The sequence below is a fragment of the Streptomyces sp. NBC_00631 genome, from assembly GCF_045206895.1.
In the GTDB taxonomy this organism is placed as follows: Bacteria; Actinomycetota; Actinomycetes; order Streptomycetales; family Streptomycetaceae; genus Streptomyces.
In genome coordinates, this window is sequence record NZ_CP107734.1 from 10206450 (window position 1) to 10231579 (window position 25130).

The following is a 25130-nucleotide window of genomic DNA, read 5'->3' on the forward strand; positions in this document are numbered from 1 at the left end:
ATCAGTCCTGGTCGAGGGCGTTGGTGATCGCCTTCACCGGGCCGTGCGCGGCGTAGCCGCCGTCGACGGTGATCTCCGCGCCGTTGACGTACGCGGCTTCGTCGGAGAGGAGATAGACGACCAGCGGTGCCACCTCGTCGACCGTGCCCGGGCGGCCCTGGGGGGTCATGGCGAGGTGGGCGGCGACGAAAACCGGGTTGGCGGTGGCCATCAGCGGGGTCTCGATGTAGCCGGGGTGGATGACGTTCGTCCGGATGCCGCGCGGAGCCAGCTCCAGGGCCGCCACCTTGGACAGGCCCCGCAGCGCCCACTTGCTGGCCGTGTACGCCACCGCGTGGTGCGCGGTCAGCCCGGCGACCGAGCCGACGTTCACGATCGAGGAGCCGGCCGGCATCCTCGGGGCGAGGGCCTGGATGCCGAGCAGGGCGCCGGTGGTGTTCACGGCGAACGCCCGGTTCCAGTCGGCGAGTTCGACGTGACCGAGCCGGGCCCGCATCGGGATGCCCGCGTTGTTCACCAGGCCGTGCACGACGTCCAGGGAGGCGGCCAGGGACGCCCAGTCGTCCGGCGAGGTCACGTCCAGGTGGACGTACCGGACATCGAGGCCGTCGGCGCGCAGGGCCGCGGCGAGCTTCTCGCCGGCCTCGTCCAGCACATCGGTCGCGATCACCGTGGCGCCCTCCCGGGCGGCCGCGGCCGCCTCCGCGGCGCCCTGGCCCTGCGCGGCTCCGGTGACGACGACGGTTCGGCCCGCCAGACGTGTGCGGCTCACGGCTTCCTCCAAGGGGGGTACGGGAGAGGTCCTCCCGTCCACGCTAGGAAGCCGCGGACAGCTCCGGAAACGCGCTGTCGGGATGGGTGGCATCCGCCTCGGCGATCTCCGGCGGAGCCTCCTCGCCCAGCGCCGCCCCCACCCTGCGGACCGTGTCCCGCAGCCACCGGTGCGCCGGGTCCGCGTGCCGGTTGTGGTGCCAGTACATGGCCTCCACCAGCGGCACGTCCGGGAACGGCGCCGGTACGACCGCACAGCGCGCGAAGCCCTCGTAGCGGCGGGCCAGCCGCTCCGGGACCATGGCCACCAGGTCCGTACCGCTCACCAGGAACGGCAGCACACTGAAGCCGGGCGTGCTGACCTGCACCTTCGGGCTGATCCCGAGGGTCTCCAGCTGGCGCTCGGCGGGGGTGTGGCTCTTGCCGATGGCGCAGGCCGCGTGCGGCATCTCCGCGAGGTCGCGGAGGGTGAGCCGGCCGTCCACCAGGCGCGGATTGCCCGGGTCGACGATGCACACGAACCGGTCATGCATCACGGCCTCGCTGACGCCGGGGAGCTGGTAGCCGAGCGGCACGATCATCAGGTCGTGGCAGCGCAGATGCGTCTCCGTCTCCAGCTGCCCGTCCACGATCGGATGGAAGTCGATCCGCACGCCCGGCGCCTCGGCCGCGATGACCCGCAGCAGCGGCTCCACGAACACCGTCATCACGTAGTCCGACATGACCACGGAGAACCGCTGGCGGCTGCGGGCCGGGTCGAAGTGCCGGGTCAGCGACAGCGCCTCCTCGGCCTTCTGCAGCGAGCCCTGGACGACCGGCAGCAGCCGCTCCGCGAGCGGCGTCAGCTCGTACTCGCGGCCCACCCGGATCAGCAGCTCGTCGTTGAAGTGCCGGCGCAGCCGGGCCAGCGAGCCGCTCATCGCGGACTGGCTGGTCGACAGCCGCACACCCGCGTGGGTGACGTTCTTCTCCTCCAGGAGCGCTTCCAGTGCCACCAGAAGATTGAGATCGATCGCTCCGAGACCCACGAGTGTCCCCTTCCGGCCGGCCACGTCCTTGAAGCTTCGGTGAAACGCGAGGTTAACCAGCGGACGGCGGTCCAGGAAGGGGGGTCGTCACACTCTCAGGAAGATGTGATGACAGCCATTGGGCCCCTGGATGCACGCAGGTGGGGGACCCGTGCACGGCACAGGCCCCCCACAGCTCCACGTGTTACGGGCGAGGCGTACGGCCTCTCCTGCGGGCGCGCGGAAGATAGGCGTCCGCCCGTCCCGGCACGATCCTGTTGGACACCGTGCCGAGCCCCTCGACGGTCAGCGTGACCTCGTCACCGGGCTTCAGCGGGGGCGGGGTGCGCTCCCCGGCCCGGCCCCAGAACTCCGCCAGCGCGCCCCAGCCGCAGGTGCCCGAGCCGAGGATGTCGCCGGGGCGCACCCAGGCGTCCCGGCTGGCGTAGGCGATCATCTCCTCGAAGGTCCAGGAGACGTTGGCGAGGGTGTCGCGGCCGATCAGCTCGCCGTTCAGGGTGACCGCCATCTCCAGGTCCAGGAACCCGTCCGCATCACGCCGGTCCTCCACCTCGTCGGCGGTCACCAGGTAGGGCCCCAGCGTGTTGGCGAAGTCCTTGCCCTTGGAGAAGCCCAGGCCGAGGTTCTTCTCCGGCTTCTGCAGATCACGGGCCGACCAGTCGTTGAAGACCAGGTAGCCGATGATGTGGTCCCTCGCCTGCCCGGGGGTGAGGTCGCGGCCGCTGCGGCCGATGACCGCGCCGACCTCCAGCTCGAAGTCCAGCACCGAGCAGCCCGCCGGCACCGGTACGTCGTCGTGGGCGCCGTAGGCCGCGTGCGGGTTGGTGAAGTAGAAGTTGGGCGCCCGGTACCACTCCTCGGGGACGTGCTCCAGGCCGTCCAGCGACTTCGACACACCCTCGATGTGCGCCTCGAACCCGACGAAGTCCCGGATGGACGGCGGCTTCAACGGCGGCAGCAACCGCACTTGATCCACCGTCAATTCACTGGGAGAGCCGAGGGCTTCGATCCCGGCCGCGTACAGGACGCCCGCCTCGACCAGCGTCAGGACGCTCACCCCCTCGGGCAGCGGGTGGAGCACCCCGTCCCGCACCACACCGGCGCGCTCCTCGCCCTCGTGCTCGTATGTCGCGAAACGCATCGCTGCTCACTGCTCCCAGTGGTTGGTGTTGGTGACGGTCCCGGCGCTCAGATGACCGGCGAACACGCCCTTGGGGTCCCGGGCGGTGCGGATCTCGTTCAGCCGCCGCCACTGCTCGTCGCCCATGAACCTCAGCTGCCGTACGGTGAAGTCGGAGTCGCCGAGGTACTGGCCCGCGGTGACCGGCTGCATCGCCGCCATCGCCTCGTCCAGCCAGCCGCGCAGCTCCGCGTCCCGCCCCGCGTCGTCGAACACGACGTAGCAGGCGCAGTAGATCTCCGACTGCAACGAGAACGCCATGTCCGGGAGCCGGCGCAGCGGTGCCATGGAGAACCAGATGGTGAAGGTCTGCCTGGTCGGGTGCGCGGTGAACGCCGTGCGGATCGCCGGGACGACCTCCTCGGCGGTGCCGGTCAGCCAGGCGTTGTCGACGAGGTACCGGTGACCTTCGGGGTTGGCGGTGCGCTGGCCCGCCAGCTGTTCGGCGAGGGTGGTGGGCCGGGCCTCGACGCGGAACAGGGCCCGGTCGGCGCAGGGATTGGCGTGCAGCGGGGCGAGCGCCTCGGCAGCCTCCTGCGGAGTGTCCGTCATCGACACACCGGTGACCAGGAGCACCGGTACGTCGAGGTCGGGCGGGGTCTGGGTGAGGGCGACGATCTCGACCAGGTCGGAGACCGTGTGGTGGATGTCGTGCAGCCACGTCATGACCTCGTCGAAGAGGTCCAGCGGGTAGGCGTGCACGGTGTGCGCGAGATGCCGGGGGAGGGGGCGGGTGCGCAGGTGGAAGCGGGTGACGACGCCGAAGAAGCCGGGGCCCGCCCCGCGCGCCGCCCAGAACAGGTCGCTGTGCCGGCTCTCGTCGGCCCGGACCAGTTCGCCGTCGGCCGTGACGACGTCGATCGCCACGACGTTCTCGGCCGCCCAGCCCCAGCCGCGCGCGTTCCAGCCCTGGCCGCCCTGGAGCAGGAAACCGCCGATGCCCACCGACGGGCAGTGCCCGCCGTTGAAGAAGCGCCCGAACTCGCCGAGATACGGGTTGAGTTCGTCGCCGCCCTTGACGCTGGGGGTGGCCGTCACGATCTCCGTCCGAGGGTCGTAGGCCATCTCGCGGAAGCCGCCGAGGTCGATCAGCAGCGTGTCCCGGCGCACCGACCAGGCGGCCCAGCTGTGTCCCCCGGAGCGGACGGCGACCTGCCAGCCGCGCTCCAGCGCGAGCCGTACGCCCTCGACGACATCCTGTTCGGTGACCGCCCTCAGTACGGCGGCGGGCGTGCGGTCGGCCGGGCGGCGGGCATTGAAGACCCTGCCGTACACCGCCTCATCGAAGTCCTCGTCACCGGGGAGGTGGAGGGTGCCGGAGAATCGGTTGGTGTCCACGGGGCGGCTCACTTGACTGCGATGGGGCTGACGGGGGCACCGGCCGCGCCGGTCACCGGCAAGGGCGCCGCGACCAGCAGGAACTCGTAGACACCGTCGGCCGCGCAGTCCTCCGCGAGGGCCTCCAGGTCCCACAGCTCACCCAGCGGCAGGCCCAGGTGGGGGATGGCGATGCGGTGCAGCGGCGACATCGCCGGCTCGGCGAACTCGTCCGGCCGCACCTCCAGGCCCCAGGTGTCGGTGGCGATGGCCGCGATCTCGGTGCGGTGCAGCCAGCCGAGGGTGGTGAAGGACAGGCCGGGCGCGTCCCCGGTCGCGTAGTCGCCCCACGCGTCGAGCCGTCGTACCCGGCCGAGCCGGCCGGTGCGGACGAGAACGATGTCACCCCGGCGCACACTGGAGGTGGCACCCTGCGCCTCGACGGTGTCCCGCAGGTGCTCCTCCAGGATCGGGAAACCGTCCGGGAGTTCACCCCGGCCGTCGCCGACCGCCCGGCCGACGTCGAGCAGCACCCCGCGGCCGGTGAAGGCGTCCCGCAGGTGCTCGACGCCGGTCACGGCGCCGTCGTCGTCGGCGGCGGGGTGTGAACTGCCGTGCCACGTCCGCCCGGTGTCGTGACCGCGGCCCAGCCCGTGCCACCGCGTGGTTGCTCGGGAGCCGGACTCGTCATACCCCTGGGCCAGCGAGAAGGAGCGGCCGCGCCGGACCAGACTCGCGGCATGCGCGCGGATCGCGTCGTCGACGAAGTTGAGCGTGCCCAGTGCGTCGTCCTCACCCCAACGGCCCCGGTTGCGGTAGGCGGCACGGGCCTTGGCCAGCTCTTCCTCGATGGGACCCAGGGTCATCGGGTGTGTCCTTTCAGCAGCAGATCAAGAGCGTTGCCTCCGGCGATCGCGTCCCGCGCGGCCGGGTCGAGCCCCGCCGCGTCCAGACGGGCCACCGGGTCGGTCACGCCCATGTCGAAGGGGTGGTCGGTGCCCAGCACCACCCGGTCCGGGCCCACCTCCTCGACCAGCCGGCGCAGCGCACGCGGGGTGTAGACAAGGGCGTCGAACCACATCCGCCGCAGATAGGAGCTGGGCGGGTCGGCGCAGCCGCGAGCGTCCGGCCGTACCTGCCAGGCGTGGTCGGAGCGGCCGATGTACGTCGGCAGATAGCCACCGCCGTGCGCGGCCACCAGCTTCAGGCGTGGAAAGCGGTCCAGGACCCCGGTGAAGATCAGGTGGGAGAGCGCGACCGTGGTCTCGGTGGGCTGGCCGACCGTGTTGCCGAGATAGTGGGAGGCGAGCCGCTCGCCCAGAGAGCAGCCCCAGGGGTGGACGAAGACGACCGCGCCCAGCTCCTCGGCCTTCAGCCAGACGTCGTCGTGCGCGGGGTCGGCCAGCTCACGGCCCTCGACGGTGGTGGAGACGCTGACGCCGTACAGCCCCAGCTCGGTGACCGCCTTGTCCAGCAGGGCGACCGCGAGGTCCGGGTGCTGGAGCGGTACCGTGCCCAGGCCGTACAGCCGGCCCGGCGCGGCGGCGCAGTGCGCGGCCACCGCCTCGTTGACGGTACGGGCCAGGTGAACCGCGAGGCCGGGGCCCGCCCAGTAGTGGTGCATGGGCATCGGGCCGACCACCTGAAGGTCGACACCCATCGCGTCCAGGTCGGCGAGCCGGGTACTCACGTCCGTCAACTTGCGGGCCAGGTGCTTGAGTTGGGCCTTGTTGGCGGCCAGCGACGCGGCGGAGTGGGCGCGTTGCTCGGCGGCGATCTCGGCCCTGAAGCCCGCGCTGCCGGCCACCAGGGCGTCGGCCTCGGGGACCGCGAGATGGCCGTGGAAGTCGACGACGGGCGCGCTCATGCGGCCACCGTCAGGGAAGCGAGGGTCTCCGACATGATCCGGGCCGGGTCGGCGCCCGGGGTGTCGGGGTGGATCTCCCACTCGGCGAGCCGGAGGGAGTTGTCCAGCACCATGCGGACGCGGGGCAGCCGCCGGGCCATGAACCGTTCCAGGGCCCTGTCCGCCGGCTCGTCCGCGGTGACCAGCTCGGCCAGCAGCACCGCGTCCTCCATGCACATCGCGGCGCCCTGCGCGATCAGTGGCGGACACGCGTGCGCCGCGTCGCCGATCACCATGGCCCGGCCCCGGTGCCAGTCCTCGTCGACCAGGACCGCCTCGATCCAGCGGTAGTCCACCGCCGTGTCGTCCGGCAGCGAGGCGAGGATCCTCCCCCAGGTGCCGCCGTACCCGGCGCCGCGCTCGCGCAGCAGGTCCAGCGAGGCGCGGGGGCCGATCAGGGAGGCGTCCAGGTTCTCGTCGAGGAGGTAGGCGTAGCACTGGTCGTCGGAGATCGGGCTGTAGCCGGCCTTGTAGCGGGGACCGCCGTAGTACACCTCGGCGCAGTCCATCTCGGCGGGGCGCCGGGCCACCACCCGGAAGATGGACATGCCGACCGGGCGGGGCCTCGTGGTGATGCCGATGAGCGCGCGCATCGCCGAGTTGATGCCGTCCGCGCCGACCACCAGGTCGTAGCGGCCGGCGGAGCCGTCGGTGAAGGTCACGTCCACGTGGTCGGCGGACTGGTCGAGCCCGCGCACGCTCAGGCCCAGCCGGACGGTGACGCCGTGTGCGTACACCGCGTCGCACAGCGCGTTCTGCAGGTCGGAGCGGAGCGCGCCCGCCGTGGACGGCAGGTCCGCGCCGCCGGTGTGCGGGGTCTCCAGCTCGGTGATCAGACCGCCGTCCGCCCGCCGCAGCCGCATCAGGTCGAACGGCACCGCGCGGGCCAGCACCCGGTCCAGCACGCCGACCGAACGCAGCGCCTTGAGCGCGTTGCCCTGGATGGTGATGCCATGGCCCACCCCGAACCACTGGGGCGAGACCTCGACGAGCTCCACCTCGGCCCCGCGCTGGGCGAGGGCGAGACACAGCACGCTTCCGGTGATGCCGCCACCGACGACGAGCACCTTGTTCACGGGCATGGGCGATCCTTGCGAAAAGTAGAAAGACAGATGTGGGGGCCGGCAGCCTTCAGCCGGTGAAGCGGGGGCCCAGCTCGTGGTAGTGCTCGACGGCCGGCGGCGCGGCGAAGAACGGGCCGACCAGGGCCCGCCACCGCGCGAACCGCTCCGACTCCCGGAACCCGGCCGTGTGCGCCTCGACCGACTCCCAGCCGACGAGCAGGAGAAACGTCCGCGGCCGCTCCGCGCAGCGCAGCAGCTCGGCCCAGCGGAACCCGTCCGCCTCGGCGAGCACCTCGCGGGCCTGGCCGAAGACCTCCTCGAACTCCGCTTCCCGGCCTTCCTCGACGGTCAGCTCGGCGTGCTCGACTACCACGGTGTGCTCCTCGGTTCGGGGTGGCATCGAGCCTGATCGGCGGTAGGTGCAGGGTCAACGGATCGAGGCATCGGCAAGGGGGACGTCATCCATCCCCGACGGCGATGGCGGTCCCGACCGGCGCAACCGCACATCGACGCAGGCGGGAGCGGAGTGCGCGAGCGATGGCAGCCATCGTGAACGGCCATTTCCGCCGACCGAGTGCGATGCCTAGCGTCGAAGGCGAGCCCCCATCCGTACGAGGAGAGCCGCCCGTGCCCGAACCTTCCCCCTCCCACGCCGGACCCTTCGCGCTCGGCACCTTCAGCGACGGCGCAGCCGCCTTCCCCGGCCTCGTCGCCGCCACCCGGGTCCGCGACCTCTCCGGCCTGGTCGCGTCGGTACGCGCGCTGGTCGAGGACTGGGACACCTGGCTGCCCCGGCTGCACGAACTGGCCGCGGCCGGCGACGGCGCCTGGCACGACCTGGCGGACCTGCGGGTCCTTACGCCGATCGAACCGGGGCAGATCCTGCAGAGCGGCGCCAACTACCGCAAGCACGTGGTCGATCTGGTCGCCGCCGAGAAGGAGAGCGTGCACGGAGCGACACCGGAGGAGGCCCGTGCCGACGCCGAGAAGATGATGGACGAACGGATCCGCGCCGGCGTCCCGTACATCTTCCTCGGCTCACCGCGCGCACTGTGCGGGCCGTACGACGACGTCGTGCTGCCCGAGCTCGGCGAGCAGCACGACTGGGAGCTCGAACTCGCCCTGGTCATCGGCAGGACCGGGAAGAACATTCCGGTCGCGGAGGCGATGTCGTACGTCGCCGGGTACACGATCAGCAACGACCTCACCACCCGGGACCGGCTGTACCGGCCCGATCTGAAGGCCATCGGCACCGACTGGTTCACCGCGAAGAACGCCGACACCTTCCTGCCGACGGGACCTTTCCTGGTCCCGGCCGAGTTCGTCGGCGATCCGGCGGACCTGCGGATCACGCTCCGGCACAACGGGGTGGTCCGGCAGGACGAGTCCACCAAAGACATGATCTTCGACATTCCCCGGCTGATCGCCTACGCCTCCACGACCACCACCCTGCGCCCCGGCGACCTGCTGCTCACCGGTTCCCCGGCCGGCAACGGCGCGCGCTGGGGGGTCTTCCTCGGACCCGGAGACGTGATCGACGCGGAGATCACCGGCCTCGGCCATCAGCGCAACACCGTCAGGAGCCACGCATGAGCTTCCAGCCCGTCACCCATCTGCGCCATGTCGACCTGGCCGTACCGGACTTCGCCACCCAGCGGGCCTTCTACGGCACCACCTGGGGTTTGACCGAGGTGGCGAACGACAGCGGCATCGCGTTCTTCGCCGCCGAAGGCAGCCCCGAGCAGTACATCGTGCGCATCCGTGCGGACGAGCGGAAGCGCATGGACCTCGTCGCCTTCGGCGCGGTGTCACCGGCGGCGGTGGACGAGCTGGCGGTGCGGCTGGGGCGGGCCGGGGTGGGGATCATCCACGAACCCCGGGTGCTGGACACCCCCGGCGGCGGCTACGGGCTGCGGTTCTTCGACCCCGACGGGCGGGTGGTGGAGGTCTCGGCCGACGTGGCCACCCGCACCCACCGCAAGATCGAGGAGCGCGAGGCCGTCCCGGTGCGGCTCTCGCACTGCGTGGTCAACTCCCAGGACCCGGAGGGGCTGCGGGACTTCTACATCCGGCAGCTGGGCTTCCGGCTCACCGACACCCTGTACTCCACACACATGGGTGACCTCATGTACTTCCTGCGGTGCAGCCCGCTGCACCACTCCTTCGCCATCGCGCGCGGACCTCATGTGTCGCTGCACCACGCCTCGTTCGAGATGCGAGGGGTGGAGGAGTACATGCGCGGCACCGGGCGCGCGCTGCGCGCCGGGACCCGGCTCACCTGGGGTCCGGGACGCCACCTGGCGGGCGACAACACCTTCTCCTACTTCCACGACCCGCACGGCAACACCGTCGAGTACACCACCGAACTCGCCGTCCTCGAAGAGGACCTGTGGCACCCCGGCCGGCACGACGTGGACGACCCGATCACCCAGGACCAGTGGGGCACCGCCGACCCGATGAGCGAGTCGGTCGCCAAGGAGCAGTTCAACGACCCCGACGTGCTCTTCGAAGCGCCCCCGGTCTGACCCCGACCCTTCCGAGAAAGGCCGCAGTTGTGGCAGAGATCCTGAAGCACGCCGTGCCCAAGGCCGAGGTGGCCGCCTCCCTCGACCAGGTGCGCGAGACGGTCGCCGGTGTCCTCGCGGACATCCGTGAACGCGGTGACGCGGCCGTCCGCGCGTACTCCGAGAAGTTCGACAGGTGGAGCCCCGGCTCCTTCCGGCTGAGCGCCGAGGAGGTCGAGAAGATCGTCGCCTCGGTGCCCCAGCAGGTCATCGACGACATCAGGTTCGTCCAGGAACAGGTCCGCACCTTCGCCCGCCACCAGCTGGACTCGCTGGGCGAGTTCGAGGTGGAGACCCTGCCGGGCGTCCGGCTCGGCCAGCAGCACATCCCCGTGCAGGCGGCGGGCGCCTACATCCCCGGCGGCCGCTACCCGCTCACCGCCTCCGCCCACATGACCATCGTCACCGCCAAGGTGGCCGGCGTGCCGCGCGTGGTCGCCTGCACCCCGCCGATCCACGGCGAGATCCCCGCCGCCACCGTCGCCGCCATGCACCTCGCGGGCGCCGACGAGATCTGGCTGCTCGGCGGCGTCCAGGCGGTGGCCGCGATGGCCGTGGGCACCGACACCATGGAGCCGGTCAACCTGATCGCGGGCCCCGGCAACGCCTATGTAGCCGAGGCCAAGCGCCAGCTCTTCGGCGAGATCGGCATCGACCTGTTCGCCGGACCGACCGAGATCCTGGTCCTCGCCGACGACCGGGCGGACCCGTTCGTCTGCGCGGTCGACCTGCTCTCCCAGGCCGAGCACGGCCCGGACTCCCCGGCGGTCCTGATCACCACCTCCCGCGAGGTCGCCGAGAAGACCATCGCCGAGGTCGAGCGCATCCTGCCCTCCATGCCCACCCGCGACTACGCCGAGCCCGCCTGGCGCGACCACGGCCAGGTGCACGTCGTCGGCTCGATCGACGAACTGTACGAACTCGCCGACGCGTTCGCCTTCGAACACGTCGAGGTGCTCACCGCCGAGCCGCGCCTGGCCCTGGAGAAGATGACCCAGTACGGTGCCCTGTTCCTCGGCGAGGGAACCTGTGTGTCGTTCGGCGACAAGGTCATCGGCACGAACCACGTGCTGCCCACACGTGGTGCCGCCCGCTACACCGGCGGCCTGTGGGTGGGGAAGTACCTCAAGACGGTCACCTACCAGGAGGTCACCGACACCGCCTCGCAGGCCCTGCTCGGGCGGCTGTGCGGACGCGCCTCCCGAGTCGAGCTGTTCGAGGGCCACGCACGCTCCGGTGACGTACGGGCAGCCAAGGCCGCCGGCGACGCGCTGCCGTGGAACGAGGCGTGAGCCTGGACGGCCGCACGGCCCTGGTCACCGGCGGGGGAGGGCCGCTCGGCCGGGCCTTCGCGTCGGCGCTCGCCGGGGCCGGGGCCCGGGTGATCCTCGTCGGACGGAACGAGCAGGCCCTCGCCCAGGCGGCGGCCAAGGTCGGCGAAGCGGCCCGCACGGCGGTGTGCGACGTCTCCGACCCTGCCGCCGTGCACGCGCTGGCCACCGAACTCGCCGACGAGGACGTGTCGTTGCTCGTCAACAACGCCGGTGTCGCGGGACCGGTGCGGCCGCTCGTCGACATCGAACCGGGCGAGTGGGACGACGTGTTCGCCGCCAACGTGCGCGGTGTCTACCTCATGTGCCGGGCCTTCCTGCCGCCCATGCTCGCCGCCGGACGGGGTGACATCGTCAACGTCGCCTCGGTCAGCGGCAAGCGCCCGCTGCTCAACCGGACGCCGTACACCGCGTCCAAGATGGCGCTGATCGGTCTCACCCGGACGCTGGCCGGGGAGGTGGGCCCGCACGGTGTCGCGGTCAACTCCCTCTCCCCGGGCCCGGTCCGGGGACCCCGCATGGACCGCAACTTCCGGCTCACCGCCGAACTCACCGGCTGCTCCGTCGAGGAGGCGGAACGGGACTTCGCCTCCCGGGCCGCGCTCGGCCGGCTGGTCGAGGAGGACGAGGTCGCGCGGGCGCTGGTCGCCATGCTGGCGATGCCCGGACTGTGCGGGGCGGACATCGACCTGTCGGCGGGGATGATCGCACCGGCGTAGGTCACCCACCGGCACACGGCGAGGTGGACGGCATGCGGGCCGTTCCGCCTCGCCGTCGTGTGCGCGCTCCACACGGGACTGTGACCACTCTGTGTGAGCGCCATGAAGTGGACCGCCCGATCGGAGGCATCGGGTTCCGGGATGCGTGTGTGCGATGACTGTCCCCGGTTTCCCAGGGCTGATTCACTCCCACCTGCACACCTCCGGTGCCTTCGTCGCCTTGGTTCCGACGGGCGACTCGTAACTCTGCGCGACGGCGCATCCCATCCGTGGAAAGGCCTGCAATGACGCTGACATCCCGACGCTCGTTCCTGATCGCCGGATCCGCCACAGCGGCGGCCGTGCTCGTCCCCATCGCCTCCGGCACCGCCACCGCCGCGCCGAAGGCGTCGGGCAGGACGATCTCCGTCGCCGCGGGGGAGACCTACGACCTCGCCGTGACCACCCAGGTGAACCAGTTGACCATCGGCGACGGCGGCAGGATCGTCGCCCCGGACGGGTACGACATCAGCCTCACCGTCGACGGTGTGGAGACCGGCCAGGTGCTCACCGCGACCGGCGGCACCGCGACCCTCATCCAGGCCGGCACCTACCGCGGTGACGTCGTCCTCACGGTCGCCGAGTCCCACGAGGTCACCTACCAGACGCTGACCTTCCCGTTCCGGCAGGCGCTGTACGTCGGCTCCGACGGCGTCGACTCCGCGAAGTCCGTGCTGTCGGCCGTACGCGGCGGCAAGGTCACCGACTCCGCCGCCCGCAACGTGTCGATCTCCTCCACCGGCGAGTGCTTCAACGGCGTGTACGTCGAGAGCGGCAGCTACACCCTCCAGAGCCCCACCATCACCCTCGACGGAAACGGCCGTTCGGACTTCGCCGGGTACGGCGCGGCCGTGGTCGGCGACGGCTCCGCGACCAAGCTGGTCGTGGACGGCGCCCGGATCAGCAACAAGGGTGTGGTCCGCACCACCGTCATCGCGAACGGCGGAGCCAACGTCCTCGTCAAGGACTCCTTCCTGCGCGCCCGCAACGGCGTCCTGCCCGCCGACTACCAGGCGACCGTCGAGACCCCGTACATGGAGTCGGTACCGTGGATGCTTGGCCTGGACGGAAATGTCCGCGCCACCAACCTCATCGGCGAGAACAGCATCGCCACCTACCTCAACTCGACGGTGTTCTCGGAGACCTGGGGCGCGCTGTCGGTGGAGGGCGGCAGCGGCCTGAAGCTGACCGCGATCAACTCCCATGTCGGCAACACCGGTGACTACGGCTACGGCACCTACGCCATCGGCGACGCCACCGTGCGCGTCCTCGGCTCCCGCTTCGACGTCGGTTCCTACGCGACGATCATCGCCGGGCCGGCCGCCGTCGTGCACTACGGCGACAGCACCCGCGAAGCCGTCGCAGCCCTCAACACCGAGCTGGAACTCGGCCTGTCCGACGGCGAACTGCGGAGCATCCCGGAGCGCAGCACGGTGGTCGACTCCGGTCACTTCGGTTACATGTTCTTCGGTGCCGGCCAACTCACCCTGGACGGCGGCACCGTCGTCAACTCCGAGCGGGCCACCTTCCTCAACAAGGGCCAGCAGACGACCATCACGGTCGACGGCTCCAAGGGCGCCCGGCTCAACCCGCGGGACGGGATCATCCTGCAGATGATCGAGCTGGACGACCCCGGCCCGGTCAACGTCAACGGCAAGATGATGAACATCGGCGTCTACACCGAGCCCACCACCGACCCGGTGAGGAACTCCTCCTTCGACGTCACCGCCGCCCACTCCACCGACGGCGCCGCGACCTTCAGCTCGATCCGGCTGAAGGGCGACTTCTACAACGGCATGCGGGGCGGCAAGAACATGGTCCTCACCTTCGAGGACTCCACCGTCGAGGGCGTCATCTCGGCGACCAGGGCGAAGCACCGGGTCTCCTCGATCGACTCGTCCACCTTCTACGAACTGGGCATCGTCACCAACACCGTGCAGGCCGCCGTCAACAACGGCGTGGTGGTCGCGCTGAACAGCGGCTCGACCTGGACGGTCACCGGGACCTCGTACCTGACCAGCCTCAGCCTCGCGGCCGACGCGGCCGTGAAGGCGCCACGAGGCAAGTCCGTGAAGCTGACAGTCGACGGCACCGACACGGCGATCACCGCGGGCTCCACCTACACGGGCGCCCTCACGCTCACCGTCGCGTGACGTCAGGCGCCCTGCGCTGACACCCGGCGCCGGCGCGCCAGACGGCCCGAGGCGCGGTCCCTTCCACGGGCCGCGCCTGCGCCGTGTCCGGCGGCACCGGCTCCCGTAAGCTGGCCGGATGTTCAGCCCCGAAGGCCCGAGCCTCCGTGAACTCACCGTCCAGGCCCTGTCCTCGGTCGAGCGCGGCTACGACCTGCTGGCCCCGAAGTTCGACCACACCCCCTTCCGGACCCCCGATTCGGTCCTTGAGGCGGTCGCGAAGGCGCTCACTCCGCTCGGCCCCTTCGAGGACGGCCTCGACCTGTGCTGCGGGACCGGAGCCGGCACCGAGGTGCTGGCCCAGGTGTGCCGGCACAGCGTCACCGGGGTCGACTTCAGCGCCGGCATGCTGGAGGTCGCCCGTCGGCAGGCCTCGCCCGAGGGCCCGGACGTCGCGTATGTGCGCGGCGACGCCCGGGCCCTGCCGTTCGGGCCCGCCTTCGACCTGGTCGTCAGCTTCGGGGCGTTCGGGCACTTCCTGCCCCGGGAGCTGCCCGGGCTCTTCGACCAGGTGCACGCGGTGCTGCGGCCGGGCGGCACCTTCGCCTTTCCGGTGCTCGCGCCGCCGCGGCCCACCAGCCCCGCGTTCTGGATGCTGCTGGGCTTCGACGCCGTGATGCGGGTGCGCAACGCCCTGTGGCGGCCGCCGTTCGTCATGTACTACCGGGCCTTCCGGCTGGGCTCGGTACTGGAGGAGCTGGAGCGGGCGGGGTTCTCGGTGGACCGGTACCCGCTGCGCGCGTTCGGCGCGCGCGACGACGGCAGCCCGCGCGCCCGGCTGGTCGTGGCCCGCCGGGGTCAGCCCGCGGCCGGGACCGTGAACTCGTAGACGAGCGCGTCCTGCTGGGCGTCCACCACCAGGTCGGTGATCTCCAGCGGGCGCGCGTACTGGTCATGCACCCGGCGGGTGACCCGGACCGTGGACGCGTTCGCGACCTGGGTGATGGAGTCCCGGTGGTGCAGGGTCAGGCCCGCCTTGCGCATCCAGTCGTAGGCCCGGCGCAGTTGGGCGGCGGCACAGCCGTCGGCCCGGTCGCGGTAGCGGCCCAGTTCCTCGACCTCGGTCAGAGCCACCGCCGAGAAGGAGGTCACGGCGGTGCGCAGGGCGTGGCCGTCGGGGGAGGCGGACTCGTAGCGGTGCACCAGGGTCGGCCGGTGCGGGGCCAGCCCCAGCGCCGTCGCGTGCTCGGGCGGTGGCTCCTCCCAGGTCACCGTGGCCCGGTCGACCGCCCCGTGTTCCGTGGGCCCGGCGCCCACCGGGAAGGCCAGCGAGACCGGGCTCTGCACCGGACGGCCGTGCAGCGTCGCATGACTGCCCCGCCGGTCGGTGGCCACCAGTCCGCTGTGCCGCAGCACGTCCAGCGCCTGCCGGACGGTCTCCCGGCTGACCCCGAAGTGCTGGGCCAACTGCCGTTCTCCCGGCAGCCGTTCACCGGGCGGTACGGTGCCGTCGCGCAGTTCCCCGAGAAGTTGTGTCGCGATCCGCCAGTACAGGGGCTGCCCTTCGCTCTCGGAGTGATGGTGGGGGGTGGTGCGGGCCATGCCGCTCCTCCTGTGGGTGACAAGAAGTAGCCGTGCGGGTTCGTTCCGCGACCACATCTAGCATTGGTCTAAACCATCAGGGAAGAGCGGCCGACGGGTTCGGCCGAAACCGTGCGGGCCTCACAGACTCGCGTAAACGGCGTTGACCAGGGCCGTCTTACGGGGGTCGTCCGCGATCCGCGGACCCATGCGGTTCATGACGTAACCGAGAGAGACCCCCGCTTCCGGGTCGGACAACCCGCAGGAGCCACCGAACCCGTCGTGCCCGACGGCGCGCGGGTTCGGCCCGTACGAGCCGTTCGGCCCGCTCAGCCAGAGCCCCAGCCCGATCTCGGTCTCGTGCTCGAAACCCGCCCCCAGCACCAGGTCGCGGCAGCTGCCCTGGCCCTCCCGCACCCGCTCGGCCGCCTCGGGCGACAGTACCCGCAGGCCCCCGTACTCGCCCCGGCCCGCGAACACCCCGTACAGCGCGGCGACCGCCCGCGCCGTGCCGTGCCCGTTGGCCGCCGGGATCTCGGCCGCCCGCCACTCGGGCGTGTTCGCCGCGCCCGCACCCACGCCCGGGTTGGCCAGGGCGGCGACCGCGGCAGGCGCCAACTGGCTGAAGATCGCGGCCTGTTCGCTGTCGGACACGACCCTGGGATGCGTCAGCTCGGCCGCCCGGCCCGCTTCCTTCTCCGGCAGCCCGACGGTGAAGTCGATCCCCAGCGGACCGGTGACCTCCCGCTCCAGGAACGCGCCCGGCAGCAGCCCGGACACCCGTCGCACCACCTCGCCGACCAGGAAACCGTAGGTCAGCGCGTGATAGCCGGACCTGGTCCCCGGCTCCCACCAGGGCTCGGTCGCCGCCAGTCGTGCGGTCGTCAGCTCCCAGTCGAACAGGCCCTGGAGCGAGTGCGGCTCGCGGAGCCCGGACAGCCCGGCCCGGTGCGAGAGCAGATGGCGGACCAGGACCCGCTCCTTGCCCGCCGCCGCGAAGTCGGGCCAGTAGTCCGCCACCGGTGCGTCGAGGTCGAGCAGCCCCCGGTCGGCCAGGATGTGCGCGCACAGGGCCACCGGGCCCTTGGTGGTCGACCATACGTTGACCACCGTGTCGCGCTCCCACGGCCGGCTGCGCGCCGGATCCGCCCAGCCGCCCCACAGGTCCACCACCGTCTCGCCGCCGACCGTCACCGCGACGGCGGCGCCCAGCTCCTCCCGGTCCCGGAAGTTCTCCTCGAACGCCTCCCGCACCGCCGCGAAACGCGGTTCGCAGTGGCCGTGGACCTGTGGCTCGTGCTCGGACATGCGCCCTCCGTCGTACGCCGGAAAACCCGGACCGCGACGCCGCGGCCCGAGCACTCCGAACGTACCGACTGGTCGGACTGGAGGGAAGGCCGGAGAAGGGAAGATCAGAGGAGGAAGAGCCGCCCGGCCGGCTCCTGGTCGCCCTCGGCGGTGTGCCAGTAGTCGCGGGTCTCCACCGCGAGCCCACGGGCGTCGAAGCGCATGAACACGCACCCGGCCAGCGTGGCCGCCGTGCCCTCCTCCTCCGACCGCACCCGGAACTCCGCCGCCGCGACCCCGCCCGGGCCCACCAGCGGCGCCGAGAACCTGACCTCCGTCACCCGCTCCGCCTCGAACGACCAGCGCAGATAGGCGGCGAGTTCGTCCCGCCCCCGGTGCGGGGCGCGGAACGGCATCGAGCGGTGCGCACAGTCCTCGGCGTACAGGGCGAGCAGCGCGTCCACGTCGTGCGCGGCCCAGCCCCGCTCCCAGACCCGGACGAACCGCTCGGCGGCCTCGCGCGTGTCCATCGTGGCCGCCTCCTCAGACGTACGAGCGCAGCCAGCGCACCTTCGCCGCCTCGTGGTACGGACCGCCGCCCTCGTGGTCGTTGTAGTCGTACACCTCGATCGTCTTGTCCTCGTGCGCCCAGGCGTTGAAGGCCGCGAAGACCGTGGACGGCGGGCAGGTCTGGTCCTCCAGGCCCGCCGAGAACAGCGCCGGGGCCCGGCCGCGCGCCGCGAAGTGCACCCCGTCGAAGTAGGCGAGAGTGCGCTGCACGTCCGCGGACCGGCCGCGATGGGTCTTGAGGAACAGGCCGATCTCCCGGTACGGGTGACGGTCCGTCAGCGTGGTGGCACGCGGGAAGTCGCACAGGAACGGCACGTCCGGCGCGACCGCGACCAGGTCCGGGACCAGTCCGCCGACGGCGACGGTGATCCCGCCGCCCTGGCTGGACCCGAGCGCCGCGGTCCGTGTCGCGTCGGCCAGCGGGTGCGAACGGGCCGCCTCCACGGCCCGCACCGCGTCCGTGAACACCCGCCGGTAGTAGTAGTTCTCCGGCGCGTCGATGCCCCGCGTCATGAACCCGGGGTACGCCGGCGCGCCGCCCACCGGGTCGGCGGTGCCGCCCCCGCCGCCCCAGACACTGCCCTGGCCCCGGGTGTCCATCGTGAAGTGCGCCCGTCCCGTCGACGCCCAGAGCAGGTTCTCGTGCGCGAGCCCGCGCCCGCCGCCGTACCCGACGAACTCCACGATCAGCGGCAGCGGTTCGGTGGTGCCGGCCGGCAGCCGCAGCCAGCCCTTCACCGGGTGGCCGCCGAACCCGGCGAACGTCACGTCGTAGACGTCCACCGTGGACAGCCCGGTGCCGACCGGCTCGAAGCGGGCGTCGAGGTCGTGCTCGCGGGCCTCCTGGAGCGTCTTGGACCAGAAGGCGTCGAAGTCGTCGGGCGCCACCGACGTACTGCGGTGTTCCCGAAGCTCGTCGAGGGGAAGGTCGAACAGGGCCATCTACAACCGCCTTGGTGAAGGGAAGGTGCGGATGATCACACCGTACGTGGGTGGTCCGACGAATCGCCAGGCCCCTGCATCGCCCGAGCCCTACGACGAGCCCCCGTCGTCAGCCGTTGACGTGCTGGTCAGGGAGGCCGGACCGGCCGCAGCGGAGGGAGCGCGGGAGATCCCGGGCGGCTGGGTGCCCCTGGTGGGTGGTCGGGTCACCTCCGTCGGAACGGCGCAGCGCGCCCGAGGCCCGTACGGTCGTCACCGCGTCCGGAGGGCTCGTCACGCCCGGTCTCCTCGACACCCACCACCCGCTTTCTTTTCAGGCGCGCCCGCGGGTCCAGTCCGGGCCGGTGCGCGCCCACTCCTGCTCCCACTCGGCGAGCCGGTGGCGCAGCGCCACCCGGCGTACGACGCCATGGCCGAGCAGCACCACGGCCGCCGCGCAGCTCGCCCCGCACAGGCCCACGGTGACCGTGTGCTGCCAGACGGCGACGTCGTCGGGCGGCGGGGCGACCCCGTGCCCCTGCCGGTCGAACCACACGTCCACCGAGTCACCGGTCCGGGTCCCGGCCGGCACCCGGGCCAGGGCGGTCTTCGTCCCCTTGCCGGGCACCGTCCAGCGGACACTCGTCTGGTAGGCGTGCGCCCGGTCGCCGCCCTGCACCGAGGGCAGCTGCTCCGGGGCGCCGCCGACGACCACGGCCCGTACCATGTGCCGCTCGGACCGCTCCGCCGTCGCCACCGACCGCGCCTGCTCATGGGCCCACAGCCCCGCGACCGCCCCCACCAGGGGCGCGCCCACGCACAGCAGGACCGCGACGGCCAGCGCGATCCACGCTTCCACCACGTCGGACTTGCGCCGCAGCGGGTTCTGCCGCCAGCGCCAGCAACGCACCCGGGTACGCATGTCGACCTCCTCGCCGCCACAAGAGCCGGAGGGCCGGACAGCCGGTCCGCAGCTCCCAGCGTGCCCCCGCTCGCACGCGAGCGTCCACACGGGACTGGTACCCCGAACGGAGCAGCTCGCTCCCGCCGGTTTCCCCGGATGCGGCAGCGGCCGGAGCACAGGTTCCGCCGCGCGCCCCGACCGGGCGCCGGTCAGGCACCGGGCGTGGCGGAGGGGCCCGCGATGTACCGGGTGAGGAGGTCGCGGCAGACCGGGACGAGTTCCGCGCCGGACAGGCCGCGTCGGGGCAGGACGGCGGCGGGTCTGCCCGTGCGGTCCAGGAGGACGAACTGCCGGTCGGATTCCGTGAACGAACCGAACTGCGACCAGGCGTAGGCGGTGGTTCTCCCCGCTGTGCGGATCGTCAGGGCTTCCGGTGCGATCTCCGCCTCGTGCGGCAGCCACATACCCGGTGAGCGCCGGCGGGACGCCTGTGCCCTGCGGCCGAGACTCCGGCGGGACGTGACGGCGAACGTTCTGCCGACGTAGTGGACGAGGACCACCGCGAGCACCAGGGCGAAAATCCACCACTGCCGGGCGGGGTCGGCGGCGGCCAGCAACACCAGCAGGCCCCACAGGATCACGAGAACGGCGACCGCCTGGCCCAGCGCCCGCCTCCGCACACGCCGCCGCATGGCAGAGCGGGCCAGCAACTCAAGGAGGTCGTCGGCCTCCGGGACGTACCTCAGCGTCAGCGTCGGCTGCATCATCCCCCCTGCCCTCGACGAGCGAGCCCGCGCATCGTAGTGGTGGGCGCCGGAGAAGGGGAGTGCCTTGCGGGCGGTGAAGGGACCAGGTCAGGCCCCGATCATTGCGGCCGTATGAACGATCCGGGAGTGCGGGAATAGCCGCCGCGTGCGCGTGCTTGGCGCTGAGTGCCGCTGCCGGGACACCGGTGACAGCACCAGAGAGCGAGGAAGCAGGATGCCCAAGGCGTACGTCTACACCAGGCACGGCGGGCCCGCGGCCGAGGCCTTCGCCGACGTGGACCGGCCCGTCCCGGGACCCGGCGAACTGCTGATCGCGGTCCGCGCGGCGGGGGTCAACCCTGTCGACTGGAAGCTGCGCGACGGCTTGCGCCGCCCCGGCGAGGGGGCGGCGCGGTTCCCCGTCGTCCTCGGCAGCGAGGCCGCCGGTGTGGTCGAGGAGATCGGCGCGGGCGTGACCGGGTTCGCGGTCGGCGACGAGGTCTTCGGCAACACGCCCGGCGGCGCGTTCGCCGAGTACGCCCTGCTGATGGCGTCCGTGACGGCGCACAAGTCCGCCGCGCTGTCCTTCACCGACGCCGCCACCCTGCCGGTCGCCGCGGCCACCGCCTACGACGGCGTACGCCAGCTGGACCTGCCCGAGGGCGCGACCCTGCTGGTCACCGGTGCGGGCGGCGGGGTCGGCGCGGCGGCCCTGCAGATCGCCCGCGCCTGGGGGCTGCGGGTGGTCGGCGTGGCGAGCGCGGCCAAGAAGGACCTCGTCGAGTCGCTGGGCGCCGTGCACGTGCCCTCCGGTCCGGGTCTGGCCGACCGGGTGCGGGCGGCAGCGCCCGAGGGTGTGGACGGCGTCTACGACCTGGTCGGCGGGGAGGTGCTGACCGAGGCGGCCGGTCTGCTCGCCGACCGCACCAGGCTGATCACCGCGGCCGCCCCGCCGCAGACCGTCGGCGCGCTGGGCGGCGCCCGGGTGGAGCGTGCCCGGACCGCCGCGGTGCTGGACGAGGTGGCCGAGCTCGTCGTCGCCGGTGAGCTGGACCCGCATGTCTCGCTGACCTTCCCGCTGGACAAGGCCGACGAGGCGCTGCGTGCCGTCGAGGACGGACACGCCCTCGGCAAGATCGTGATCGAGGTCGGCATATGAGCGTCCCGAGCTCCCGCGAGGGCGCCCCGCACGTCCTCGACAACCCCGCCCGCGCCTCGCTGGCCGGCCCGCACGCCCGCTTCGCCGAGCGGCGCGGCCGGATCCTGCGCTATCCCGTCGACGTCTCCCCGTGGCTGGCGCTGCCCGAGGCGCCCGACGCCGACGACTGGGCGGATCTCGCCGCCCTGGCCGGCCCCGGCTCGGAGGTGCCGCTGCCCGGGTACCGCGGTGAGCTCCCGGAGGGCTGGGAGCTCACGATGAACATCGCGGGCGTACAGCTGGTGGACGACGGCATGGACGCCGCACCGGAACCGGCCGCGGTCCGTCTCGGACCCGCCGACGTACCGGAGATACTCGACCTGGTCGAGCGCACCCGCCCCGGCCCGTTCCTGCCCCGCACCATCGAACTCGGCACCTATCTGGGCATCCGCCGCGACGGCAGGCTGATCGCGATGGCGGGGGAGCGGCTGCACCCGCCGGGCTGGACCGAGATCAGCGCGGTCTGCACCGACCCGGCCTACCGCGGCGAGGGCCTCGCGACCCGGCTCATCCGCGCGGTCGCCCACGGCATCCGGGACCGCGGCGAGACCCCCTTCCTGCACACCGGTGCCGAGAACACCACCGCGATCCGGCTGTACGAGTCGCTCGGCTTCCGCCTGCGCCGGCGTACGGCCTTCGTCGCGGCCAGGGTGCCGGCCTCGCTCGGTCAGCCGTCCGCGGAGTCCGCCGAGGTCCCGGCGTTGTAACGCTCCAGGTATCCGGCGAACCTGACCAGGTCCGCCTCCGGCCAGTCCGCCAGCCGCTCCCGGAAGGCGGCCCGGCGGCTCCGTGTGACCTGGGCCAGGATCTCCTGCCCGGCCTCCGTCAGATGCAGCACCTGGACCCGGTGGTCCTCCGGGTCCAGGCGGCGCTCGACCAGTCCCGTCCGCTCCAGCGCCGCCACCTGCCGGCTGACCGTCGACTTGTCCAGCGCGTAGTGCGCGGCCAGATCGGTGGCCCGGCAGCCGCCGCTCTCCTCCAGATGCCCGAGCAGCGTGTACGACACCAGCGACAGCTCGGGGTGCATGCGCCCGGCCGATGCCCGGGCCCGGCGCGCGAAGATCGTCATCTCGCGCTGGATGGTCTCGACGGCCGTCTCCGCCGCGGTCACGGGAACACCTTGGACGGCCAGGCCTTCGACGGCCGTGCCTGCCACGACAACGCCCTCACGGAATACCTCCTCCGACGGTCTAGTTGCATAGTACAACTTGACCATGAGTTGTATAAACCAACCAGTTTGCCGCGGGCCGTCGCTGCCGAAGGACAGCAGGCTGCGGACGCCTCGACGAAGGGCGCACTGCCGGTGACCTCATCGCGGACCCTCGCGCTCTGGCTGCCGGCCCGGCCTCGTGGTCACCGCGGTCGGCCGGCGCCTACGAGCGCGCCAAGCAGCCCCGGCCGCCTGCGTGGTCGTACCGGAGTTCCCTGACGAAGCGGCCGAGGACTCCGAGGCGGAGACCGAGGAAACGGTCGGCGTCCGACCGCCCGGCGGATCATCCGCCGCTCGACCGGTAAACCGTCCGCCCGCGCGCCCGCGTCCGGATAGGCTCCCCGGTGATGACCTCACTCTCCGACACCGCCACCACGACCGCCGTCGTCTCCGCGCTGCGCGCCGCCGGCTGCGTCTTCGCCGAGGACGAGGCGGAGCTGATCCTCGCCACCGCCCGCACCCCGGAGGAACTGGCCGCCATGGTGGACCGGCGCGCCGCCGGCCGGCCCCTCGAACACGTCCTGGGCTGGGCCGGGTTCCACGGGCTGCGCGTCCTTGTGGAACCCGGCGTGTTCGTGCCCCGCCGCCGTACCGAGTTCCTGGTCGACCAGGCCCTGGCACAGGTCCCGGGCGCGTCCGTGGTCGTGGACCTGTGCTGCGGCTCCGGCGCGGTCGGCGCGGCCCTCGCGGCCGTCCTAGGCGCCGTCGAACTGCACGCCGCCGACATCGACCCGGCCGCGGTCGGCTGCGCCCGCCGCAACATCGCCCCCTACGGCGGCCACGCTTACGTCGGCGACCTCTTCGACGCCCTGCCCGCCGCCCTGCGCGGCCGGACCGGCATCCTCGCGGCCAACGTGCCCTACGTCCCCAGCGGCGAGGTGGGGCTGCTGCCCGCCGAGGCCCGCGACCACGAGCCCCTGGTCGCCCTCGACGGCGGTGGCGACGGCCTCGACGTGCTGCGCAGGGTCGCGGCCGGAGCGCGCGAGTGGCTCGCGCCCGGCGGCTGCGTCCTGGTCGAGACCAGCGAACGCCAGGCCGAACAGGCCGCCGAGACCTTCCGCCACGCCGGCCTGACCACCCGGCTCGCGGTCTCGGAGGAGCTGTACGCGAACGTCGTGATCGGCGTACGCGACTGAGACCGCACCCGGGCGGTGAGCCGGACGAGACGCCTGCCGCACGCCCGTGATGCGTGCCGCCCGCGCTGACCTGCGACTTTAGATCTGGTTCGAAAAGCCTGGATCCTCGTGGCACCACGTTGACATCTTTGTTTCACCAGATCCGATGCGAACAAGGGGGACAGCTCATGATCAGGAACACCACCGGTACCAGGGTGCGGGCGGCGAGCACCGCGCTGAGGGCTCTCGTGACGGCCGGAGTCCTCGGGGCCTCGCTCGTCGCCCTGGCGCCCGCCGCCTCCGCGACGACCTACACCTGCCACTACTCGTGGACGACCAGTGGCTCCCTGTCGTACCTGTACGCCGGGTACAGCGACACCAACACGATCAACACGGAGAAAGGGCAGACCGGCAACCGTGTGATCGAGGTGCAGTGTCTGATGACCTACTGGGCCAACCGGGTCGGCGAGAGCAAGTACGACCCGAAGGGCATCGACGGCCAGTTCGGCACCAACACGGAGAACGCGGTGATCAACGCCCAGAAGGCCTGCTTCCCCTCCGACTCCAGTCAGTGGGACGGTGAGGTGGGGCCCAAGACCTGGCCGTGCCTGAGGCGCTGGGCGAACTGACGGTCCCGCTCGACCGGCCGTCGACCGCCCGCCTCGACCAGGCGGGCGGTCTCCCTGCTGCCGCCACCGGCCATGCTTTCCCCGACTTCCTCACCCCCCGTCCAGGCGCCGAGGGCCTGACAGAGGGCTGGAAGCCATCGTCGCCGCGTCACCGGGCCGAGTCCTGCACGAGCTGGACCGGCTCGCCCAGGTCAGAGGAGTCCGCCCCTGGGCTCCGCCTCCCCGGGTGGCCGAGTCCGAGCACCGCGCCGACCTGGTCCGGGCGCTGCGCAGCTGTCACGACGCCGTCATCGCTCCCTACGGGAACCACATCCAGGCCCGCGTCGACGCCCAACGCGCCGTGCATGCCCGCGCCTTCCTCGACGGGGGCGTCGAGGGCGTCCTGCGCGCCCTGGGACCCGGTATGCACTGGCAGTGGCCCGTCCTGTCGGTGGAGTACTGCGACGACCGCGACCTGTATCTCAAGGGCCGCGGCCTGACCCTGGTGCCGTCCTACTTCTGCTGGAACAGCCCGATCTCACCGGCCGATCCCGACCCGCCCCCGGTGCTGGTCCACCCCCTTCCACCGCCGACACCGGAGGGCGAACCCTTCGGCAGCCGGCCCGGGGCACCTCTGGCGGCACCGCTCAGCCGTACCCGTGCCGCCGTGCTGCGCGTCACCGCCGACGGAGCGGCCACCGCCACTGAACTCGCCCGAGCCGTAGGTGTCTCCGCCACCGCCACCCACCGCACCACCGTGCTGCGCGACGCGGGCCTGATCACCAGCCAACGCCACGCCGTCGGCATGCTGCACGTCCTGACCCCCCTCGGCGCGGCCCTGCTTGGCGGCGGCACCTGACCGGCACGAGCACGTGGCCGCCGGCGGGCCGGGGGCCGCCGCGCCGGTGGCAGGTGCCTCGCACCGTCGGTCGACGTACC

At 72.2% G+C, this 25130-nt stretch carries 27 protein-coding genes; 11 read left to right on the top strand and 16 right to left on the bottom strand.

Features of this window, described 5'->3' with window-relative positions; translation table 11 throughout:
- Nucleotide 1: 1 nt before the first annotated feature.
- The 8 genes from OHB00_RS45970 to OHB00_RS46005 all read right to left on the bottom strand — a co-directional run bounded on the left by OHB00_RS45970 (nt 2) and on the right by OHB00_RS46005 (nt 7639).
- Entirely contained in the window at nt 2-772 is a 771-nt protein-coding gene (locus OHB00_RS45970; protein ID WP_406444253.1) for an SDR family NAD(P)-dependent oxidoreductase, read from the bottom strand.
- A gap of 43 nt (nt 773-815) precedes the next feature.
- A complete protein-coding gene (locus OHB00_RS45975; RefSeq protein WP_406444255.1) occupies nt 816-1799 on the bottom strand; it encodes a LysR family transcriptional regulator in 984 nt (327 codons plus the stop codon).
- Between the two features lie 184 nt (nt 1800-1983).
- Nucleotides 1984-2940, bottom strand: a complete 957-nt coding sequence (locus OHB00_RS45980; RefSeq protein WP_406444256.1) for a fumarylacetoacetate hydrolase family protein — start codon at nt 2938-2940, stop codon at nt 1984-1986.
- A 6-nt stretch (nt 2941-2946) separates the two neighbouring features.
- Nucleotides 2947-4317: an FAD-binding oxidoreductase gene (locus tag OHB00_RS45985; protein ID WP_406444258.1), complete on the bottom strand. Its 1371-nt coding sequence runs from the start codon at nt 4315-4317 to the stop codon at nt 2947-2949.
- An 8-nt stretch (nt 4318-4325) separates the two neighbouring features.
- Nucleotides 4326-5162, bottom strand: coding sequence for a cyclase family protein (locus OHB00_RS45990; RefSeq protein WP_406444260.1), 837 nt, complete (start codon nt 5160-5162; stop codon nt 4326-4328).
- Entirely contained in the window at nt 5159-6163 is a 1005-nt protein-coding gene (locus OHB00_RS45995) for an amidohydrolase family protein (protein ID WP_406444262.1), read from the bottom strand. Before OHB00_RS45995 ends, OHB00_RS45990 begins: the two co-directional genes overlap by 4 nt.
- The gene (locus tag OHB00_RS46000) at nt 6160-7284 is read right to left on the bottom strand and encodes an FAD-dependent monooxygenase (protein ID WP_406444264.1); all 1125 of its coding nucleotides are present in this window, start codon (nt 7282-7284) and stop codon (nt 6160-6162) included. Before OHB00_RS46000 ends, OHB00_RS45995 begins: the two co-directional genes overlap by 4 nt.
- 49 nt (nt 7285-7333) lie before the next feature.
- Entirely contained in the window at nt 7334-7639 is a 306-nt protein-coding gene (locus OHB00_RS46005) for an antibiotic biosynthesis monooxygenase family protein (protein ID WP_406444266.1), read from the bottom strand.
- A 254-nt stretch (nt 7640-7893) separates the two neighbouring features.
- Between OHB00_RS46005 and OHB00_RS46010 the strand changes: the two genes are divergently transcribed.
- From OHB00_RS46010 to OHB00_RS46035, 6 genes are all read left to right on the top strand, one after another.
- Nucleotides 7894-8859, top strand: a complete 966-nt coding sequence (locus OHB00_RS46010) for a fumarylacetoacetate hydrolase family protein (RefSeq protein WP_406444268.1) — start codon at nt 7894-7896, stop codon at nt 8857-8859.
- A complete protein-coding gene (locus OHB00_RS46015; RefSeq protein ID WP_406444270.1) occupies nt 8856-9791 on the top strand; it encodes a VOC family protein in 936 nt (311 codons plus the stop codon). The genes OHB00_RS46010 and OHB00_RS46015 overlap by 4 nt, the downstream gene beginning before the upstream one ends.
- 29 nt (nt 9792-9820) lie before the next feature.
- Entirely contained in the window at nt 9821-11122 is a 1302-nt protein-coding gene (hisD, locus tag OHB00_RS46020) for a histidinol dehydrogenase (protein WP_406444272.1), read from the top strand.
- Nucleotides 11119-11880: an SDR family NAD(P)-dependent oxidoreductase gene (locus OHB00_RS46025; RefSeq protein WP_406444273.1), complete on the top strand. Its 762-nt coding sequence runs from the start codon at nt 11119-11121 to the stop codon at nt 11878-11880. Before hisD ends, OHB00_RS46025 begins: the two co-directional genes overlap by 4 nt.
- Before the next feature lie 284 nt (nt 11881-12164).
- Entirely contained in the window at nt 12165-14072 is a 1908-nt protein-coding gene (locus OHB00_RS46030; protein ID WP_406444274.1) for a hypothetical protein, read from the top strand.
- A gap of 118 nt (nt 14073-14190) precedes the next feature.
- A complete protein-coding gene (locus OHB00_RS46035) occupies nt 14191-14940 on the top strand; it encodes a class I SAM-dependent methyltransferase (protein ID WP_406444276.1) in 750 nt (249 codons plus the stop codon).
- Here the strand turns inward: OHB00_RS46035 and OHB00_RS46040 are convergent.
- From OHB00_RS46040 to OHB00_RS46070, 7 genes are all read right to left on the bottom strand, one after another.
- Nucleotides 14910-15653: a GntR family transcriptional regulator gene (locus OHB00_RS46040; protein WP_406444278.1), complete on the bottom strand. Its 744-nt coding sequence runs from the start codon at nt 15651-15653 to the stop codon at nt 14910-14912. The two genes, OHB00_RS46035 and OHB00_RS46040, sit on opposite strands and share 31 nt — an antisense overlap.
- A gap of 120 nt (nt 15654-15773) precedes the next feature.
- Nucleotides 15774-16940, bottom strand: coding sequence for a serine hydrolase domain-containing protein (locus OHB00_RS46045; RefSeq protein ID WP_406444280.1), 1167 nt, complete (start codon nt 16938-16940; stop codon nt 15774-15776).
- 104 nt (nt 16941-17044) lie between these two features.
- Nucleotides 17045-17449: a nuclear transport factor 2 family protein gene (locus OHB00_RS46050; protein WP_406444282.1), complete on the bottom strand. Its 405-nt coding sequence runs from the start codon at nt 17447-17449 to the stop codon at nt 17045-17047.
- 13 nt (nt 17450-17462) lie between these two features.
- The gene (locus OHB00_RS46055) at nt 17463-18431 is read right to left on the bottom strand and encodes an acetylxylan esterase (RefSeq protein ID WP_406444284.1); all 969 of its coding nucleotides are present in this window, start codon (nt 18429-18431) and stop codon (nt 17463-17465) included.
- Nucleotides 18432-18540: 109 nt separating this feature from the next.
- Nucleotides 18541-18708 carry a hypothetical protein gene (locus tag OHB00_RS46060; protein WP_406444286.1) on the bottom strand — a complete coding sequence of 56 codons (168 nt, stop codon included), beginning with the start codon at nt 18706-18708 and terminating at the stop codon, nt 18541-18543.
- Nucleotides 18709-18744: 36 nt separating this feature from the next.
- Nucleotides 18745-19332 carry a DUF3592 domain-containing protein gene (locus OHB00_RS46065; protein ID WP_406444288.1) on the bottom strand — a complete coding sequence of 196 codons (588 nt, stop codon included), beginning with the start codon at nt 19330-19332 and terminating at the stop codon, nt 18745-18747.
- A gap of 191 nt (nt 19333-19523) precedes the next feature.
- Nucleotides 19524-20081 (bottom strand): YcxB family protein, encoded by a 558-nt coding sequence (locus tag OHB00_RS46070; protein ID WP_406444289.1) that lies wholly within the window; start codon nt 20079-20081, stop codon nt 19524-19526.
- Nucleotides 20082-20295: 214 nt separating this feature from the next.
- On the opposite strand from OHB00_RS46070, the gene OHB00_RS46075 reads away from it, so the two are divergent.
- Nucleotides 20296-21219 (top strand): NADP-dependent oxidoreductase, encoded by a 924-nt coding sequence (locus OHB00_RS46075; RefSeq protein WP_406444291.1) that lies wholly within the window; start codon nt 20296-20298, stop codon nt 21217-21219.
- The gene (locus OHB00_RS46080; protein ID WP_406444292.1) at nt 21216-21965 is read left to right on the top strand and encodes a GNAT family N-acetyltransferase; all 750 of its coding nucleotides are present in this window, start codon (nt 21216-21218) and stop codon (nt 21963-21965) included. The genes OHB00_RS46075 and OHB00_RS46080 overlap by 4 nt, the downstream gene beginning before the upstream one ends.
- Here the strand turns inward: OHB00_RS46080 and OHB00_RS46085 are convergent.
- Nucleotides 21926-22369 carry a MarR family winged helix-turn-helix transcriptional regulator gene (locus tag OHB00_RS46085; protein WP_406444294.1) on the bottom strand — a complete coding sequence of 148 codons (444 nt, stop codon included), beginning with the start codon at nt 22367-22369 and terminating at the stop codon, nt 21926-21928. The genes OHB00_RS46080 and OHB00_RS46085 overlap by 40 nt on opposite strands.
- Nucleotides 22370-22815: 446 nt before the next feature.
- Here OHB00_RS46085 and OHB00_RS46090 point away from each other — a divergent pair, with 446 nt between their 5' ends.
- The 3 genes from OHB00_RS46090 to OHB00_RS46100 all read left to right on the top strand — a co-directional run bounded on the left by OHB00_RS46090 (nt 22816) and on the right by OHB00_RS46100 (nt 25050).
- On the top strand, nt 22816-23604 hold the full coding sequence (locus OHB00_RS46090; protein ID WP_406444296.1) for a putative protein N(5)-glutamine methyltransferase: 789 nt from the start codon (nt 22816-22818) through the stop codon (nt 23602-23604).
- Nucleotides 23605-23771: 167 nt separating this feature from the next.
- Nucleotides 23772-24212 (top strand): peptidoglycan-binding protein, encoded by a 441-nt coding sequence (locus tag OHB00_RS46095; protein WP_406444298.1) that lies wholly within the window; start codon nt 23772-23774, stop codon nt 24210-24212.
- 226 nt (nt 24213-24438) lie between these two features.
- Entirely contained in the window at nt 24439-25050 is a 612-nt protein-coding gene (locus OHB00_RS46100; RefSeq protein WP_406444300.1) for a winged helix-turn-helix domain-containing protein, read from the top strand.
- Nucleotides 25051-25130: the final 80 nt, after the last annotated feature.

Bases quoted from the DNA above. Each gene is read 5' to 3' on its own strand.
- OHB00_RS45980 (WP_406444256.1), bottom strand. From the start codon at position 2,940: ATGCGTTTCGCGACATACGAGCACGAGGGCGAGGAGCGCGCCGGTGTG.
- OHB00_RS45990 (WP_406444260.1), bottom strand. From the start codon at position 5,162: ATGACCCTGGGTCCCATCGAGGAAGAGCTGGCCAAGGCCCGTGCCGCC.
- OHB00_RS45995 (WP_406444262.1), bottom strand. From the start codon at position 6,163: ATGAGCGCGCCCGTCGTCGACTTCCACGGCCATCTCGCGGTCCCCGAG.
- OHB00_RS46000 (WP_406444264.1), bottom strand. From the start codon at position 7,284: ATGCCCGTGAACAAGGTGCTCGTCGTCGGTGGCGGCATCACCGGAAGC.
- OHB00_RS46015 (WP_406444270.1), top strand. From the start codon at position 8,856: ATGAGCTTCCAGCCCGTCACCCATCTGCGCCATGTCGACCTGGCCGTA.
- OHB00_RS46030 (WP_406444274.1), top strand. From the start codon at position 12,165: ATGACGCTGACATCCCGACGCTCGTTCCTGATCGCCGGATCCGCCACA.
- OHB00_RS46035 (WP_406444276.1), top strand. From the start codon at position 14,191: ATGTTCAGCCCCGAAGGCCCGAGCCTCCGTGAACTCACCGTCCAGGCC.
- OHB00_RS46040 (WP_406444278.1), bottom strand. From the start codon at position 15,653: ATGGCCCGCACCACCCCCCACCATCACTCCGAGAGCGAAGGGCAGCCC.
- OHB00_RS46045 (WP_406444280.1), bottom strand. From the start codon at position 16,940: ATGTCCGAGCACGAGCCACAGGTCCACGGCCACTGCGAACCGCGTTTC.
- OHB00_RS46050 (WP_406444282.1), bottom strand. From the start codon at position 17,449: ATGGACACGCGCGAGGCCGCCGAGCGGTTCGTCCGGGTCTGGGAGCGG.
- OHB00_RS46055 (WP_406444284.1), bottom strand. From the start codon at position 18,431: ATGGCCCTGTTCGACCTTCCCCTCGACGAGCTTCGGGAACACCGCAGT.
- OHB00_RS46065 (WP_406444288.1), bottom strand. From the start codon at position 19,332: ATGCGTACCCGGGTGCGTTGCTGGCGCTGGCGGCAGAACCCGCTGCGG.
- OHB00_RS46070 (WP_406444289.1), bottom strand. From the start codon at position 20,081: ATGATGCAGCCGACGCTGACGCTGAGGTACGTCCCGGAGGCCGACGAC.
- OHB00_RS46075 (WP_406444291.1), top strand. From the start codon at position 20,296: ATGCCCAAGGCGTACGTCTACACCAGGCACGGCGGGCCCGCGGCCGAG.
- OHB00_RS46080 (WP_406444292.1), top strand. From the start codon at position 21,216: ATGAGCGTCCCGAGCTCCCGCGAGGGCGCCCCGCACGTCCTCGACAAC.
- OHB00_RS46090 (WP_406444296.1), top strand. From the start codon at position 22,816: ATGACCTCACTCTCCGACACCGCCACCACGACCGCCGTCGTCTCCGCG.
- OHB00_RS46095 (WP_406444298.1), top strand. From the start codon at position 23,772: ATGATCAGGAACACCACCGGTACCAGGGTGCGGGCGGCGAGCACCGCG.